The organism is Paenibacillus cookii (assembly GCF_018333375.1).
GTDB lineage: Bacteria > Bacillota > Bacilli > Paenibacillales > Paenibacillaceae > Paenibacillus_AQ > Paenibacillus_AQ cookii.
The window spans coordinates 15,401-31,363 of record NZ_BORW01000026.1 but is presented as its reverse complement, the minus strand read 5'-3'; the positions used below and the strand labels follow the sequence as shown (position 1 = coordinate 31,363).

Sequence of the window (15,963 nt, the reverse complement as noted above, 5' to 3'; positions counted from 1 at the left end):
TTTGAACGTAACCCATACGGCAAAAACAAACATGATAAGGAAGCTGTCCGGTTGGACGGCTTCCTTTTTTTAAATGCCTCTCAAAGTTCCCCGTTATACCACCGCAGCGTCCCCATGGCATAGGAAAAACCGCAGCTGAACGCGACGATCGCCAGCATAAGGGCCATAAATGCCCAATCTCTCCAGGTGACCCGAATCCGGTCATAAAAATCGCGGCGGCCCGTTCCGGTAAACCCTCTCGATACCATCGCCACCGCGGCCCGTTCCGATTTGCGGATCGCTCCGGCGAGCAGCGGAATGCCGTAGCGCTTGAGCGCCTCCAGCAGCGACCGGGGCGTGCGGCGGATGCGTCCGGCGCCCCTTACCCGGTGCGCTCGTTGCATGATGGATAATTCCTCGCGGAACAAGGGCAAAAAACGAAAACCCGCCAAAATGCCGTAAGCGAGCTTGGGCGGCAGCTTGCACTGCTGCATCAGGCTGAGCATCAGCTTGACCGGGTCGGTCGTCAGCATAAACAGAAGCGATAGCGCGGAATACAGCAGCGTGCGCAATCCGAGCGACAGGGCCACCTGAAATGCGGCCGCCGTCACCCGAACCGGTCCGATGGACCATAGGATCGCGGAGCCCGGTTCCGGCTGCTCGCGCGGGAATACAGCGGCGGTCCAGAAATAACCGCATGCCAGGACAAGGAACGGCGAAAACAGAAGCAGCCATCTTCTCCAGGAGACGTTCCCGAATATCCATGTGACAAGCAGCGTCATGACCAGCGCCGTCGAAGTCGTCACCGGATCGAATACCAGCGATAGCGGGAGCACGCACAATACGACGGTCACGCCTTTGATGACCGGATTCAGCTCCTCAAGCCGAAGCAGCCGCGGCCGGGGGACCGGGACGGATTTTTCGCTCTGGACGTTCAGCATGGATCTCCCACCTCCATGGCTTGCAGCAACCGCGCGGCTATCGGAGGGATAAGGCCTTGATCTTCCAGAAATCGCGCGGGCTTGGACCAGAGCGAGATCGGAGGCCCCTCGAAGTGAATCGAACCGTTGTTCATCACGATTACGCGGTCGGCGTATTCCTGCACGAATTCCATGTCATGCGTGATGACGACGACGGCCAACCCCTGGTCCGCGCGGGCCCGCAGGCCTGACATCAGCTCCTTGGCCCCGTGGGCGTCCTGCCCGTAGGTCGGTTCGTCGCACAGCAAAATTTGCTGTTCGTCCGACAGCATGGCGGCCACGCTCAGGCGCCGCTTCTGTCCTTGGCTCAACGAGAATGGGCTGAAGGATTCGCGGCCCTCCAGACGGAATCGTTGCAAAAGGCCGTTTACCCGCTCGCCGATTTCCGTCTCGCTGCGGTTCTGCAATCGAAAGGAATAAGCCAACTCGTCATACACCGTATCGGCGACGAGTTGATGTTCCGGATGCTGGAAAATAAAGCCGATCCGGCTCCGGAGCTCGGCTTCCTTCCAGTCCGGCAGCGGTTTGCCGTCCAGCGTGACGCTGCCGGACGAAGGCTCCAGAAGCCCGGACAGCACGGCGAACAGCGTCGATTTTCCCGCACCGTTCCTGCCGGTAACCGCCAGAAGCTCTCCCGCGCGGACCGACAGGGAGATCTCCTGGATCACCGCCCGTTTTCTCCGGAAGAAGGACAACCGTTCTGCGCGAAGCAGGATGCGTTCGGCAACGCCGGGGCCGGCTGCGTGTTCGGAGACGGCCGCGCCGCGGCGCGCAGGTTCCGCGTTTTTTTGTAGCCGCGCCCGAAGCGAACGGGTCGCTTGTTTTTGAATTTGGGCCGGATAGCCCGTCCATTCCTCGATAAGCTCCCGGGCGGAAAGCGGCAGCGGGCCCGGGATGTCCCCGGCATCCGCTTGGCCGCCGGTCACGCCGGCATCCCGGATCAACGCGCGGTGAAGCGTGGCGGCCCGAGGGTGCCAAATGCCGGCTTGCGCCGCTTCGTGTGCTTGATTCATAAAAAACGCATCCGGCTTCCCCTCATATCGAACCGTTCCTTGCTTGTCCATAACGACAAGTCGGTCGACGTATTCGATCCATGGATCGAGGTTGTGCTCGATCAGCAGGATCGTCATCGGCAGCAGCCGGCGGAGGGCATGGAGCCGGTCCGCGAGCAGCTGCGCCGAAGCCGGATCGAGATTCGACGTCGGTTCGTCCAGGATGAGCACCTTGGGCCTAAGGACGAGCGCCGCGGCGATGGCGACGCGCTGTTTTTGCCCTCCGGAGAGCGTATGGATTTCTTTCTCCCGGCAATCGCTCAGCTGAACGAGCTTCAGCGCATCTTCGATCCGCCCGCCGATCTCCTCCCGGGGGCAGCCGATGTTTTCCAGGCAAAAGGCCAGCTCCTGCTCGACCGTCAACATGCAAAACTGGCTGTCCGGGTCTTGAAAGACGATGCCGACGGTTTGGGCCGTTTTTCCGGGATGGCGAAGGTCCGGCGTTTCTCCGAACAGCTTCACGCTGCCGGTAACGACGCTTTCCACCGCATGCGGGTATATCCCGTTCAGACAGAGGGCGAGCGAGCTTTTTCCGCAGCCGCCGGGACCCAAAAGCAGCGTGATTTCCCCCTTGTATAACGACATCGAAACCGAAGACAGCACGTCATCCCCAAGATGGTCGTCGAGCTTCAGGGAAATCCGGTCGGCTTCCAGCACCGGTCGGCGGTCTACAGCGGCCATTAGGAAACCTCCGCCTTGGAACTCAGCTGACCGCGCGAAGTTTTGGCGATCGGGAAGCTGCGGAGCACGCCGGTTTTGGCCAGCGCGTCGGCGATCCATTTGCCGAGCAGGCCGGCGAGCAGCACGGAGCTGACGATGCGGGCGATGAACATGGCCAGCAGCAGGCCCGGGGACAACGCGGCAAAGCCCGAGTGGATGAAACCCCAGGCAAAGCTGAAGACGGCCGAACCGGCGCCTGCGGCCATCAAGGCCGGGGCGGAATAGTTCCGGTAACGCAGCGCCGCAAAGACGGCTTCAGCCCCGAGCCCCTGGATAAAGGCCGACAAAATAAGCACCGGCCCTGCCGTATTGCCGATCAGAAGCTCGACGGTTCCGGCCACCGTTTCCGACAAAAGCGCGGCTCCCGGACGCTGCAATATATATGCCGAGATGATGGATACGATAAACCAGATCCCGAAAATGACCTCGTATCCCATCGGCCCCATCAAGCCGACCAGGACGTTGCCGACCTGAAGGAAAAGAACGTATACGACGGCAAAAACGACCGACAGCGAACTCAGCACGATAATGTCGCGCAATTTCCAGTTTTTCATCGGATCTGCGCCTCCCCGGCTTGGTTTCGCGCAGGCTTCGGGGAAGGGCTGTTGCACGACAGGGTTGCGGTCATCACCAAATGGGACGTTTCCTCCGCAGCGTTGGCAAACGCCTGCTCCAGCGTCCGGAACACGTCGCCGGCAGTCCCGTCGAGGCGGCTTGCATAATGAACGCTTCCGGAGAAGGTGCCCAGCGTTTGAGCCGTCCGGACCGCCTCCGCGATCATGCCCATATATCCCGGCGCGTTCATCGGATAAAGGGCGAACTGCGCCGACGTGTCGACCCCCGAGGGGGCATCGTTCAAACGGACGTCATCCTCCGACATGTACGCGTCGCCGCTGGAGTCGCCCGGGCAGCCGATCGAAAATGTGCCGCTGAACACGACATGCTCCCCGCTTTCCGCCGCATGGGCGAACATCGACTGGGCGACGTCGAACACCTGGGACATCCGCCCGCGGACGCAGGTGCTGACATCGTCCGTAAACATCCATACTTTGGACGTATTCGTCCGTTTCAAAGCCTCTTCGATGATTTCGGCAAAACGGCCGCTCATCGGATAAATCGAAAAGCGGCAGCCCGCGATGCGGCTGGTCCCGCAAGCGCCGGCGGATCCCCCGCACGCATCTATGCCGCTATGCAAATTTTCAGTCATAACCTTCGTTTCCTCCTTCAACGAACGCTGATCGATTTTCAACTTCAAGCCGGCCGGCACGCAAAAAAACCGCACCCGAAAGAGTGCAGCTCGCGGACGGCTCGAAGGCCGGTTCCGTCGTTCGGATCGAAAGGCCTCGAAGCAGTCGTTTCACCGCACTTCCCCACGCTAGTATGACCTAGATCGGGTGTAAAGGGTTAACGTTCGCGCATGCATTCGCTACTTGTCTCTCAGCCAGAAAGGCACCCCTAGTGCTATCTATCCGTATGCAGTTTTTTGCTGGTTCCCATTATACAGCTTCGAAAAAGATTGTAAAGACCCGAGCCTTTTGAAAGCGCCGTTTTCACAACGGGCCGCGCTGGAGAATGCGCCTTCATTGTGATATACTGAATATCCTTTCTAAGCGGGCTTATGGCTCACGACTAAGCATCAGCTTACCAGGGCAGGGTGGTTCGCGGCGTTCGCCCCGCACATATCGCAGGGTTGCAGGCGAACGGCGCACGAACGGCTCCCGCGGCCATTTTGGCTGGCGGAAAAACTTTTAGGAGGTAACTGAAATTGGAGCAAACTTTTCAAAGTGCCTATCAAGAGGAAGAGCGAAGGCTGAATGCAACGATAGCGGAAATCGACAAGCAGCTGGAGCGGCTGCGCGCGATCCCGGTGTATACCGGGCATGATTTTACCGAGCAGGTGCTCGAGGCCGGGCGCGAGGAAAAAAGGCAGTCCTTGGCCAAGAGCCTGGCGGCCCCTTATTTTGGACGGCTTGATTTTCAGGAAAAAAAGGATGCCGCGCCCACACCGCTTTACATCGGCAAAATCGGCGTCGATCACGAGGAGGTCGGCGAGCAGCCGATGGTCATCGATTGGCGGGCCCCGATCGCCAGCGTTTTTTATTCCTTCACGGGCGGGGATGAACCGGCTTCGTACGAAGCGCCCGAAGGGACGATCGAAGGGCTGGTGTATTTAAAGCGGAACCTCGTCATCCGGAAGCAGATTTTGGAGCGGGTGTCCGACACGTATGACCGGAACGGCGACCAGCCGGCCGTATCCGACGAATTTCTGGTATACCGGCTGGGCGAAAACAAGGACAACAAGCTGCGCGATATCGTTTCCACCATCCAGGCGGAGCAGGACAAAATCATCCGCGCGGCAAAAAATACGGCGCTGATCATCCAAGGGGTGGCGGGAAGCGGAAAAACGACCGTGGCGCTGCACCGCCTCGCCTATTTGCTGTATCAATACAAGGAGCAGGTCACGGCAGAGAAGATGATCATTTTTGCCCCGAACCATATGTTCCTCGATTACATTTCCGACGTGCTGCCCGAACTCGGCGTCGGGGACATCCAGCAGAGCACGTTCGCGGATTGGGCCATGAAGCAGCTCGGCATCGAGCTCCCGCTTGCCGATCCGTCCGAGACGCTTTCCTACTGGTTCGAATCGGACGGGGGAATGCCGGAGGTGACGGACGAGGTTCCCGGACGCTTCAAGGGCTCGATCCGGTTCATGGACATGATCCGCGCCTGCATCGAGGCGATGGAAGACGCTTCTGTGCCCCAAGCGGACTTTATGCCTTGGGAGGGCGCCGTGCTCGCGCGCGATACGATTCTCCACTGGTTCAACGACGAATATAAGCCGTATCCGCTCGCGAAGCGGAAAGAACGGGTGATGGCGAGAATCCACCGGTGGGTCGAGATGGAGCTGAAAAAGTCGCCTTCGGCCGCCGCGATGAAGGAGCGGAAGAAAAAAGCGTCCCAGCGCGAAAAATCATATGCCGCCAAGTGGCCGAAGTTCGAGCCGCTCGTGCTGTACAAGCAAATGTTCAAAGCGCTGAAGCTGCAGGCCGGCTGGCCGGAAGAACTGCTGGCGGGCATTCCGGGCGCCGTGTTGAAATCGACGCAAAAGGATTTGAAAAAGGACATTCTGCGCGAGGAAGACCTGCCTGCCCTGTTGTACATCCATTATTTGCTCAACGATATCACGGGAGAACAGCGGTTCGACCATATCGTCATCGACGAGGCGCAGGATTTTTCGCCATTTCAGGTCGCGGTCCTCGATTTGTTCGTGAAAGGCCACTCCTTTACCATTCTCGGGGATTTGTCCCAGGGCATCCATGCCTACCGGGGAGTCCATGGCTGGGAGGAAATGAGGGCCTGGTTCAATCCGGAAGACACGGCGTATTTTGCGCTCACGCGGAGCTACCGCTCGACGATGGAAATCATCGAATTCGCCAACCGCATCCTCGAGCAAGGGGTAAGCAGCGAACTGCTTGCGGTGCCTGTTTTTCGGAGCGGGAACCCGGTGCGCATGATCGCTTATGGAAGCGGCGAAGACGAGCGATTAAAGGGCCTGCGCGAAGGGCTGCTTAAGCTTTCGTCGGGCGAATACCGCACGGTGGCCGTGTTGACGCGGACGCTGAAGGACGCAAGGGCGCTGCACGAACGGTTGCAGCCGGACTTGCCCGATCTTCACTTGATCGACGGCGGCGACAAGGCGTACGAGGGCGGCTTATCCGTCCTCCCCGTATACCTCTCGAAAGGCCTCGAATTTGACGCGGTCATCGTGGCGGATGCGGACGGGGAGCACTACGGCGCTTCGGCTTGGGATGCGAAGCTGCTGTACGTCGGGTGCACGCGCGCGCTGCACGAGCTGTGGCTGATGCACGGCGGCCCGCTGCCGGATTATTTGCAAAACATGGATGAAGAGATCGCGGTGACGGGCTGGTAGGGCCAAGAGCCATTGCGCCCGGCATCCCGCAGGCAAAAAAATCCTGGTAAAAAACGTATATACTTATTCTTTCGCTTGAAGAGCAGCTCCAAATATGAGTTAATAAAGGTGTCGGACGGCCGACAACTTCCTAAAGAAAGGAGCTGATGCAATTTTGATCACAAATAACGAGGTGGTTTCCGCCTAAGCGGAAATCGCAAAGTTCAGGGGGGCCGGAAGCAGGCCTCCCTAATTACCTTTTTTAAATATATCCTACATAACAGAAAGGAGGGAGCGATAAAATGTTCAACGCAAAATTCGCAAATCGGAACCAACATCTGATGAAGGAGGACGTTTATCGTGAATTACCGAAACGGGAGGGATGTGCTTCCCCCTAGTTTGCTGAAAGAGCTGCAGAAGCACATTGAGGGCGAGCTGATCTACATTCCCAAAAGAAGCAGCGAACGTGTCGGCTGGGGAGTCAACAGCGGCACCAGACAGATGATCGAGCGCAGAAACGAGGAGATTTACAATCTCCATTGCAGCGGCCACTCGCTCGAATATTTGACGAAAACTTTCCATCTGTCCGTCGAAAGCATCCGGAAGGTCATCTTCAAAAAGCGTGCGGAGCATGGCGCGGAAAAAGTGCCGGTACGCCGTTGATTGCCGCCGGGCTCATCAAAATCATATGGAGTGAGGATTTGAAACATCCTCGTTTGCGAAAGGGCATCCCGATCGGTTTTCCGAGAAACTTAGGGATTCCCTTTTTCGTTTGCGTTCGTATCCGAAAGCTCCTGCCTTGGGGCGCAAAAGCTTCTTTCCTTCTTCTGGATACGGGATTCGTTTCATGGCAAGAAGGCGGGAAGGTAAGGTACAATGAAGGCAGGAACGACAATCACGCGGTCATGGAGCGGCGTGTCAGCTTCATCCCGTCATAACCGTGAACCGTGAGAGGTGAGGAAATGAGTTTAAAAGGCTTGACCGTAAGGGAAATGCTTGAACTTCCCGTCATGCAAAACGCAAAGCTGATCAGCGGGGAAAAGGGACTGGACCGGATCGTGCAGTATATCGATATTTGGGAGGTTCCCGATATCGGGAGCTGGCTCCGGGAAGGCGAAATGGTGCTCACCGCCGGGTATCCGGCGCGCGACAACCTATCGCTCCTCACCGATATGATCGAGCAGCTCGCCAAAGTCAACGGGGCGGGCATTGCCATCAAACCCGAACGATTCATTCCCCGAATCCCGCAGGAAATGATCGATAAAAGCAATTTATACCATGTCCCGATCATTCAGCTCCCGGTGCGAATGGCTTACATCGATATTACGTATAACGTCATGGAGCAAATTTTGAACAGGCAGGCCGTGCTGCTCAAACGTGCGGAGGAGGTCAACAAGGCGCTGACGGGACTCGTGCTTAACAACAAAGGCATTCAGGTCGTTGCCGACAGCGTCTCCCAGCTGATCGAATCGCGGATATGGATCGTCGATAAAACCGGCGGCGTGCTTGCCTCCTCCCCGGAAGGCAGCCCGTATGTCCCTTCCGACAGCCATCGGCAGTGGGAAGTGAACGTCGATAATAAAATGCTCGGAAAATTCGTGGTGGAAAAACGGAAGCTGGACGAGCTGGACCTGATGCTGATCGAACAGGCGCGCCTGGTGTTTTCGCTGGAGCTGATGCGGGAAAAGATCGCCTTCGACACCGAAAGCAGGCTGCGGGGGACGTTTTTTGAGGAGTTGTTATTGAATCCGCCGGCCGACGAAAGGATCACCGCTTCGAAAGGGCTGCAGCTTGGATTGTCCCCCAGTTGGTTATGGGAGGTTGCCGTTATCGAAGCGGACGAGCCGTTTTATAACGAGGATTCTCCCATCGCTGAAACGATTCAATCGTTGTTGGCCGAAGAATCCGCGGTCCGGAAAGTCCGCCCCCAGCTCCAGATTCACGGGGGGAAAATCGTATTGTTTTTGCCTTCCGTACCGTCCTCCGGCGCGGAGAGCCGCCAAGACAACGGCAAAGGCAGGCAGACTCCGTGGAACGAGAAAATGCAATCCTGGCTGCAGCAGTGGGATTCGGTCCGAATCGGCATCGGCCGCCAGGTTCGGCTGTTTGAAACGAATCGCAGCTACCATGAGGCAAGAACGGCGGTATCGATCGGCTTCCGCTTGAACCGGAGACGGCAGCTGTTTTTATATTCGGAAGTTGAGATGCTGCAAATGCTGCTGGATTCCACCGATGAAACTTGGCTGAGCAGGTTCGTCGACGAAAGAATCGGCAAGCTGGCGGAGCACGACCGGGAGAACGGGACCAATTACGTCAGCACGCTGTATCATTACTTGGCGACGGGCGGCAGTTTGAATGAGACGTCGAACCGGATGTATATTCACCGCAATTCGGTCAATTACCGGATCGACCGGATCAAAACGATGACGGGTCTCGACTTGAACAGCGCCCAAAGCCGGTTTGAGCTTTATTTGTGCTCAGCGTATTATTTGGTTAACCATGCATAACAGAGATGCCACCCGATGTCAGCTCTCAGCGAGTTCCTGTAATGCCAAGGATTTACTATGATGGGCGCCGTCATCTTTCCATGACGAAAATCGTTGCGTAATCCCGTGAATAAAACGCCTTCTTTGTGCTCTGAGCACAAAGGGGCGTTTTTAGTTTTGTTGGCCGGGTACATTGTTGCGCCGCGGGTAAAACAATTAAAATCTTACTTAATAAAAATTTTTAAGGGGATTTGCGCAAAATCCTGAAGGATGAAATCGATCCTGACATCAATCAAAAGGGACGAGAGGGTGATCGGCTTGATCGGATTAATTCGCGTATTTACCGCAAATGATAATGAAGTGGTTCAAGCGCATGGAAAACGGATTCAAGAGCAGTTTCATATCCCTGTTTTAAGCAGAAGCATTCCCGACCAGCCGCTAGGTATCTATGACGACGAAACCGAGAGGATTGCGATACCGAAAATCGTGGAGCTTGGCGTCCGGATGGAGCAGGAAGGCTGCCGGGCCATCATTATCAGCTGCGCCGCGGACCCTGCCGTTAACGAGCTTCGAAGCCGCGTCACGGTTCCGGTCATCGGCGGAGGAAGCGCCGCGGCGCATGTCGCCCGTTCGCTCGGCTTGCCCGTAGGGGTGATGGGAATCACCGAAGGCGTGCCTCCGGTGATGCGCGACATTTTAGGCGATCTCGTCGTAGGTTACCGGCGTCCCGAAGGCGTGACGAACACGACGGATCTGATGACGGAACAGGGCCGCAGCATGGCGTTGGAAGCGGCGAAATCCCTCGTATCCCAAGGCGCTAGGGCGATTGTATTCGCTTGCACGGGCCTCGCTACGATCGGGTTTGCCGAAACGCTCCGCAAAGAATTGAAGGTGCCGGTGATCGACACGGTCGAATCGGAAGGTTTGATGGCCGCGAATTATTATAGACAAGCCGGCGCTTTTTGAAAAGGGGGCCCCGCATTCCGGGGATGACAAACGATATGAATTTTATCGGCCTTCAATGTTGAAAGTCGGCAATATCTATGTTTCCCGCTTTTAAAGGGGGAGGAAGGCACTCGTTACTTTTCTTTGAAATCCCCTCGATTCGGCCATCGGCGCCTGGTTCTTTGCGCCCGTAGCGTTACGAACCTGATGACGATGGCTTGCAAACGAGTGATCAACCTAGACAAATTGGAGGCATATGGATGAGCGAAATCAAGAATGAAATCGGACAGACGGAGAAAAAAGAGAAACATCCCAGCATATTCGAACCTTTTGGCTTGTTCCTCAATGTAATTACCGGCGTCCTTGGCGCGATCGTCGGCATTCAGATCGTGACCACGCTCGGCGTGACGCCGAACACGGCCATCATCGGCGCGCTGGTTGCGATGCTGATCGCAAGAATTCCGGTAGCGGTATTCAAAAAGTATAAATCGATCCATCGCCAAAACATGGTGCAGACGTCCATTTCCTCCGCGACGTTCGGCGCGGCCAACAGCCTGTTCATACCGATCGGGATCCCGTTCGTGATGGGCGAGATGAAACTGATCATCCCGATGCTGATCGGCGCGGCGCTGGCGATGTTCGTCGATGCGGCGCTGCTGTACAAGCTGTTCGATTCGAAGCTGTTCCCCGCTTCCGGAACCTGGGCGCCGGGCGTGGCGACCGCCGAATCGATCATTGCCGGCGATAAAGGCGGCAAACGCGCGGGACTGCTCGGGGTCGGGACCGTCATCGGCCTGATCGGATCTTATTTCCACGTTTCGATGTCCGCGTTCGGCGTGGCGTTTATCGGCAACATTTGGGCGCTCGGCATGTTCGGGATCGGCCTTTTGATCCGCCAATATTCGAACCCGCTGTTCAGCATCGACGTCGACAAGCTGTATATCGCGCACGGCGTCATGATCGGCGCAGGGATCGTCGCGCTGGTGCAGGCGGCCATCCTCATTTTGAAACGTCCGAAAAAGGAAGACCAGGCCGCCGACGCCGAGAAATACACGCGTTCGGAAGGCGAAGCCAGACGCGCCCTCGGGCTTGGTTTTGCCGCGTACCTCGTCATCGCCCTTATCATCGCCCTCATTGGCGGTCTCATTACGAAAATGTCGATCGGCATGCTGATCGGATTCCTTGTCTTTGCGGCCTTTGCCGCGTTCGTGCACGAAATTATCGTCGGCATCGCAGCCATGCATTCCGGCTGGTTTCCAGCCTTTGCCGTCGCTTTCATCACGCTGCTGTTCGGCATGCTGATCGGTTTTCCTACCGTGGCGCTGGCGCTGCTCGCAGGATTTAGCGCCGCGACGGGCCCGGCTTTTGCTGACATGGGCTACGACCTCAAAACGGGTTATATCCTCCGCGGGAACGGGGAGGACAAAGAGTTTGAGCTTCGCGGCAGAAAACAGCAGTACATGACAGGCATGATCGCGTTCGGCGTAGCGGTCATCGTTGTCGCTTTGACCTACCGTTCGTATTTCGGCCAAAATCTCGTTCCGCCGATCGATACGGTATACGTGTCGACGATCCAAGCGGGGGCTTCCCCGGACGTTGCGATGAAGCTGCTGCTGTGGGCCATCCCGGGCGCCATTTTGCAATGGCTTGGCGGCGCGAAACGCCAGATCGGCGTCATGTTCGCGACCGGTTTGCTGATCTCTACGCCAAACGCTTGCTGGGCGGTTCTGGCGGGTCTTTTGATCCGGATCGTCGTGCTGAAAGTTAAGGGCAAGGAAGCCGAAACGCCGATGAGCATTTTGGCGGCAGGGTTTATCGCGGGAGACGCGATTTACAGCTTCTTTAACTCCATGTTCAAAATGAGAAAGTAGGTGCATTCCATGGCTAGAATCAAACTGGACGAAAAGATGGTGGAAAGCGCCGTGTTCGGCGGCGCCGTCCTGGGCGGCGGCGGAGGCGGCTGGATCGAAGAGGGGCTGCAGATCGGCCGTTTGGCCTTGGAGCTTGGCGAACCCGAGCTGCGCACGATCGACGAATTTGCGGACGACGATACGTTCGTGACCGTTTCGCTCGTCGGCGCGCCCGGAGCGAAAGATAAATATTTGAAACCGATCCATTACGCCAGATCGCTGGAAATGCTCGCACGCGGGCTGGGCAAACCGATTTCGGCGATCCATACGAACGAAAACGGGGCCGGAACGACGGTGAACGGCTGGCTGCAATCGGTCATGACGGGCATTCCGCTCGTCGACTTCGCCTGCAACGGCAGAGCGCATCCAACCGGCACGATGGGCGCGCTGAATTTGACGGAAGTCGAGGATTACGTGTCGCATCAGACGGCCATCGGCGGCAAGGGCGACAATTACCTGGAGTTCAGCGTTTCCGGATCGCTGGGCAAGGCCGCTTCGATGGTCCGCAAAGCTTCGGTTGAAGCGGGCGGGCTCGTCGCGGTGGCCAGAAATCCGGTAACGGCCGCTTACGCGAGGCAAAACGGCGCCCCGGGCGCCATCACGCAGGCGATCGAGGTCGGCGAAGCGCTGCTTGGGGCGAAAGGCGAGGCGGCCATTGCCGCCGTCGTGGACAAGCTTGGCGGAAAGGTCGTCGCCGCCGGCGAGGTGACTGCATTCGAAATGGAAACGACAGGCGGATTCGACGTGGGCAAAGTGACCATCGACGGCTTCGAAATGACCTTCTGGAACGAATATATGACGCTGGAAAAAGACGGGGAGCGTTACGCGACGTTCCCGGACCTGATCATGACGCTGGACGCCAAAACGGCCAGACCGGTCGTCACGGCCGCCCTGGAAAAAGGGCAGCAGCTCGCCGTCATCGCGGTGCCGAAAGCCAAACTGCTGCTCAGCAGCACGATGAGCAACAAATCGCTGATGCAGCCTGTCGAGGATATCATTAAAAAACCGATTTTGGATTACCTGTTCTGATTCGCTAAAACTTGCTAAATACTATTTACATCTAACTGGAGGTCGGATTCGATGACATTAAAACAAACGATGGCCGCGCTTGAAGCGATGGACGACGCCCATGTAACCGGAGAGAAAGTAAAGGAGCTGTTCGCCGGCTATCCCGAAGTTTCGATCGAGGTGCAAAAAGTAACGGGAGAAAAAGGGAGCACGGATTTCATTAAAATCGTCATTCCCGGCACCGAGGGCAAAACGAAAGGCGGAAGCGCCCCGACCTTCGGCATCGTAGGCCGCCTGGGCGGAATCGGTGCCCGTCCAAGCCGCATCGGGCTCGTATCCGATGCCGACGGCGCGGTGGCCGCCGTTGCCGCGGCGCTGAAACTCGCGGACATGCAGGTGAAAGGCGACCGTTTGAAAGGCGACATTATCGTGACGACCCATATTTGCCCGGATGCGCCGACCCGTCCGCATGAACCGGTCGATTTCATGGATTCGCCGGTCGACATCGGCGCGATGAACGCGCATGAAGTATTGCCGGAGATGGAAGCGGTGCTTTCGATCGACACGACCAAAGGCAACCGCGTCATCAATCATAAAGGGTTCGCGATTTCCCCGACCGTAAAAGAGGGCTACATCCTGCGTGTCAGCGAAGATTTGCTGCGGATCATGGAAATGACGACAGGACTGCTGCCGGTGACGTTCCCGATTACGATGCAGGACATTACGCCGTACGGGAACGATCTGTACCACATCAATTCGATTTTGCAGCCGGCCGTTGCGACGAGCGCTCCGGTCGTCGGCGTCGCGGTCACGGCGCAAAGCGTCGTTCCGGGCTGCGGCACGGGCGCCAGCCACGAAATCGACATCGCTGCCGCGGTTCGTTTTTCGGTTGAGGTTGCCAAGGAATTCACGAATGGAACCTGCGCGTTTTACGATGCGGCCGAATACGACCGGATCGTGAAGCTTTACGGCTCGATGAAGGTGCTTCAAACGGCAGGCAGCGCGGAAGGAAAATAAGAAGAGACAGGGAAGGGGCTTTTAGTTCTTTCCCTTTTTTCGCAGGAAAAAACGTTTGGGATATTTACGTTTGGCGCAACACGCGCTTTTGGCGAACATGGGGAGGAGGATCATCGCATGACGAAACTTGGGGTCATTACGATCGGGCAGGCTCCGCGCAAAGACGTGGCCCCGATTTTGCGGGAGCATTTACCGGAACGGGTGGAGATGATTCAGGCAGGCGTTTTGGACGGCTTGTCGAAAGAATATATTGCCGCCAATTTATGTCCGGAAGACCGGGATTACACGCTCACATCCCGGCTGACGACCGGGGAGTCGGTCATCATGGGGCGCAGCAAAATCCAGCCCATATTGCAGCAGAAGATTTATGACATGGAGAATCAAGGGGTCGCCAATATTTTGCTGCTTTGCACGGGCGTTTTCCCGGGGCTTGCGACCCGAACGGCTTATTTGATCGAGCCGGATCATATAATTCCGCCGGCCGTCAAGGCGATGGTCGGGAACCGGAGGCTGGGCGTGATCGTTCCTCTGGAAGAGCAGAAGGAAACCATGAACTCGAAATACGAACCTTATGGACTATACCCGGTATACGGGGTCGCCTCGCCATATATTTTCGATCCGGGAGATTTTCAAGCCGCGGCGGCCGGACTCAAGGGCAAGGCGGATATCCTTTTGCTGGACTGCATGGGGTATACGGAGGAGGCGCGGAGACTGATGGCCGAAGCTTCCGGATTGCCCGTCATTCTGTCCAATGCGATCATGGCGAAAATCGTTTCGGAAATGATTTGATTCGGAAATGATAGGACCGACAGGGACCCTTTATGGGCGACAAAGCGGGACACGGCGAAAAAATGGTTGAAAGGAAGTCAGACAAATGCAGGAAAAAATCGTTGAAACCAGCATCAACATGCTGAAAGATTGCCTTGGATTAAAAGCGGGAGAGACGTTTCTGATCGTCTCCGACGATTCGAGAAAGGAACTCGCGGAATCGCTATACGAAGCAGGAAAACGCATCGGAGCCGAAAGCATGCTGACGGTGATGAAGGAACGAAGCAAATCGGGCGAAGAACCGCCGGCGCCGATCGCGACCGCCATGGCGGCGTCGCAGGTCGTCGTTTGCATCACGAAGCATTCGCTGACGCATACGCAAGCGCGGAAGCAAGCGGCAGCGGCCGGCGCCCGCCTTGCGACGATGCCGGGCATTACCGAGGACATGTTCCTGGAAGGAGCCATCGCGGCAGACTATACGGAAGTGAAAGCACTGACGGAAAAAGTGACCGATATGCTCACGCAAACCCGCAAGGTACGCATCGAAAAGGACGGACACGCGCTGGAGTTTTCCATCGACGGCCGCGACGGGGTGCCGAGCACGGGCATGTACGTGGAGCCGGGTCAATCGGGAAACCTGCCTTCGGGGGAAGCGTATATCGCGCCCGTAGAGGGCTCCGCCGCAGGGAAAATCGTCGTCGACGGCTCGATCGCCGGCATCGGCAAGGTTGCGGGTCCGGTCGTTTTGACCGTGGAGAAGGGCCGCCTTGTAGCGGCCGACGGCGGCGCGGAGGGCGAAAAGCTGCTGCAAATGCTCGGGGATGGCGACGGCAGGCTGCTCGGGGAGTTCGGCATCGGCACCAACAACAAGGCGAGAATCACGGGCGTCGTCCTGGAGGACGAGAAGGTATACGGCACGATCCACGTCGCTTTCGGCAGCAACAATACGTTTGGCGGCGTCGTTGCGGCCGGCGTCCATATCGATTGCGTCGTCGGCCGACCGGACGTTTATTTGGACGACCGGTTGATCATGAAAAACGGCGAGCTGGTGGAGAGCTGATTTATGCAGGCGGCGCCACAGGCAGGGCCAAACGAGGCGAATGAGGAATAAAGCATGGGTGCGGACTGGAACGACCCGCAGAGCGCCGGCAGCGACCGCCGGCTCTGCGGGCGTTTCTTTTTTGCGCA

The 15,963-nt window shown here is 57.3% G+C and carries 13 protein-coding genes and 1 riboswitch; of the genes, 9 read left to right on the top strand and 4 right to left on the bottom strand.

Annotated features, from left to right (window positions below):
* Positions 1-80 precede the first annotated feature (80 nt).
* From KI367_RS19510 to KI367_RS19495, 4 genes are read right to left on the bottom strand one after another with little or no spacing between them, the layout of a single operon-like run.
* The gene (locus KI367_RS19510; protein WP_212951781.1) at positions 81-920 is read right to left on the bottom strand and encodes an energy-coupling factor transporter transmembrane component T family protein; all 840 of its coding nucleotides are present in this window, start codon (positions 918-920) and stop codon (positions 81-83) included.
* A complete protein-coding gene (locus tag KI367_RS19505) occupies positions 914-2,692 on the bottom strand; it encodes an ABC transporter ATP-binding protein (protein WP_212951780.1) in 1,779 nt (592 codons plus the stop codon). Before KI367_RS19505 ends, KI367_RS19510 begins: the two co-directional genes overlap by 7 nt.
* On the bottom strand, positions 2,692-3,285 hold the full coding sequence (locus KI367_RS19500) for an ECF transporter S component (RefSeq protein ID WP_212951778.1): 594 nt from the start codon (positions 3,283-3,285) through the stop codon (positions 2,692-2,694). Before KI367_RS19500 ends, KI367_RS19505 begins: the two co-directional genes overlap by 1 nt.
* Complete coding sequence (locus KI367_RS19495; RefSeq protein ID WP_212951776.1) at positions 3,282-3,938, bottom strand: YkoF family thiamine/hydroxymethylpyrimidine-binding protein; 657 nt, start codon at positions 3,936-3,938, stop codon at positions 3,282-3,284. Before KI367_RS19495 ends, KI367_RS19500 begins: the two co-directional genes overlap by 4 nt.
* A gap of 143 nt (positions 3,939-4,081) precedes the next feature.
* Positions 4,082-4,198, bottom strand: a riboswitch (TPP riboswitch).
* Between the two features lie 298 nt (positions 4,199-4,496).
* Between KI367_RS19495 and KI367_RS19490 the strand changes: the two genes are divergently transcribed.
* From KI367_RS19490 to KI367_RS19450, 9 genes are all read left to right on the top strand, one after another.
* The gene (locus tag KI367_RS19490; RefSeq protein ID WP_212951774.1) at positions 4,497-6,662 is read left to right on the top strand and encodes a HelD family protein; all 2,166 of its coding nucleotides are present in this window, start codon (positions 4,497-4,499) and stop codon (positions 6,660-6,662) included.
* 339 nt (positions 6,663-7,001) lie between these two features.
* Positions 7,002-7,304, top strand: a complete 303-nt coding sequence (locus KI367_RS19485) for a CD3324 family protein (protein WP_036711229.1) — start codon at positions 7,002-7,004, stop codon at positions 7,302-7,304.
* Between the two features lie 299 nt (positions 7,305-7,603).
* Positions 7,604-9,148 carry a PucR family transcriptional regulator gene (locus KI367_RS19480; RefSeq protein WP_036711237.1) on the top strand — a complete coding sequence of 515 codons (1,545 nt, stop codon included), beginning with the start codon at positions 7,604-7,606 and terminating at the stop codon, positions 9,146-9,148.
* 297 nt (positions 9,149-9,445) lie between these two features.
* Positions 9,446-10,093 carry an aspartate/glutamate racemase family protein gene (locus KI367_RS19475; protein ID WP_212951772.1) on the top strand — a complete coding sequence of 216 codons (648 nt, stop codon included), beginning with the start codon at positions 9,446-9,448 and terminating at the stop codon, positions 10,091-10,093.
* Positions 10,094-10,332: 239 nt separating this feature from the next.
* Entirely contained in the window at positions 10,333-11,943 is a 1,611-nt protein-coding gene (locus KI367_RS19470; RefSeq protein ID WP_036711241.1) for an OPT/YSL family transporter, read from the top strand.
* 9 nt (positions 11,944-11,952) lie between these two features.
* A complete protein-coding gene (locus KI367_RS19465) occupies positions 11,953-13,011 on the top strand; it encodes an S-methyl thiohydantoin desulfurase family protein (protein ID WP_212951770.1) in 1,059 nt (352 codons plus the stop codon).
* 51 nt (positions 13,012-13,062) lie between these two features.
* The gene (locus KI367_RS19460; RefSeq protein ID WP_212951769.1) at positions 13,063-14,007 is read left to right on the top strand and encodes a DUF1177 domain-containing protein; all 945 of its coding nucleotides are present in this window, start codon (positions 13,063-13,065) and stop codon (positions 14,005-14,007) included.
* A 117-nt stretch (positions 14,008-14,124) separates the two neighbouring features.
* Entirely contained in the window at positions 14,125-14,796 is a 672-nt protein-coding gene (locus KI367_RS19455) for an AroM family protein (RefSeq protein WP_036711246.1), read from the top strand.
* An 85-nt stretch (positions 14,797-14,881) separates the two neighbouring features.
* Positions 14,882-15,835 (top strand): aminopeptidase, encoded by a 954-nt coding sequence (locus tag KI367_RS19450; protein ID WP_212951767.1) that lies wholly within the window; start codon positions 14,882-14,884, stop codon positions 15,833-15,835.
* Positions 15,836-15,963: the final 128 nt, after the last annotated feature.

What these genes read in the sequence shown, in the direction of transcription:
- KI367_RS19450 (WP_212951767.1), top strand. Translation starts at nt 14,882, where the DNA reads ATGCAGGAAAAAATCGTTGAAACCAGCATCAACATGCTGAAAGATTGC.
- KI367_RS19500 (WP_212951778.1), bottom strand. Translation starts at nt 3,285, where the DNA reads ATGAAAAACTGGAAATTGCGCGACATTATCGTGCTGAGTTCGCTGTCG.
- KI367_RS19505 (WP_212951780.1), bottom strand. Translation starts at nt 2,692, where the DNA reads ATGGCCGCTGTAGACCGCCGACCGGTGCTGGAAGCCGACCGGATTTCC.
- KI367_RS19480 (WP_036711237.1), top strand. Translation starts at nt 7,604, where the DNA reads ATGAGTTTAAAAGGCTTGACCGTAAGGGAAATGCTTGAACTTCCCGTC.
- KI367_RS19460 (WP_212951769.1), top strand. Translation starts at nt 13,063, where the DNA reads ATGACATTAAAACAAACGATGGCCGCGCTTGAAGCGATGGACGACGCC.
- KI367_RS19495 (WP_212951776.1), bottom strand. Translation starts at nt 3,938, where the DNA reads ATGACTGAAAATTTGCATAGCGGCATAGATGCGTGCGGGGGATCCGCC.
- KI367_RS19455 (WP_036711246.1), top strand. Translation starts at nt 14,125, where the DNA reads ATGACGAAACTTGGGGTCATTACGATCGGGCAGGCTCCGCGCAAAGAC.
- KI367_RS19470 (WP_036711241.1), top strand. Translation starts at nt 10,333, where the DNA reads ATGAGCGAAATCAAGAATGAAATCGGACAGACGGAGAAAAAAGAGAAA.
- KI367_RS19510 (WP_212951781.1), bottom strand. Translation starts at nt 920, where the DNA reads ATGCTGAACGTCCAGAGCGAAAAATCCGTCCCGGTCCCCCGGCCGCGG.
- KI367_RS19465 (WP_212951770.1), top strand. Translation starts at nt 11,953, where the DNA reads ATGGCTAGAATCAAACTGGACGAAAAGATGGTGGAAAGCGCCGTGTTC.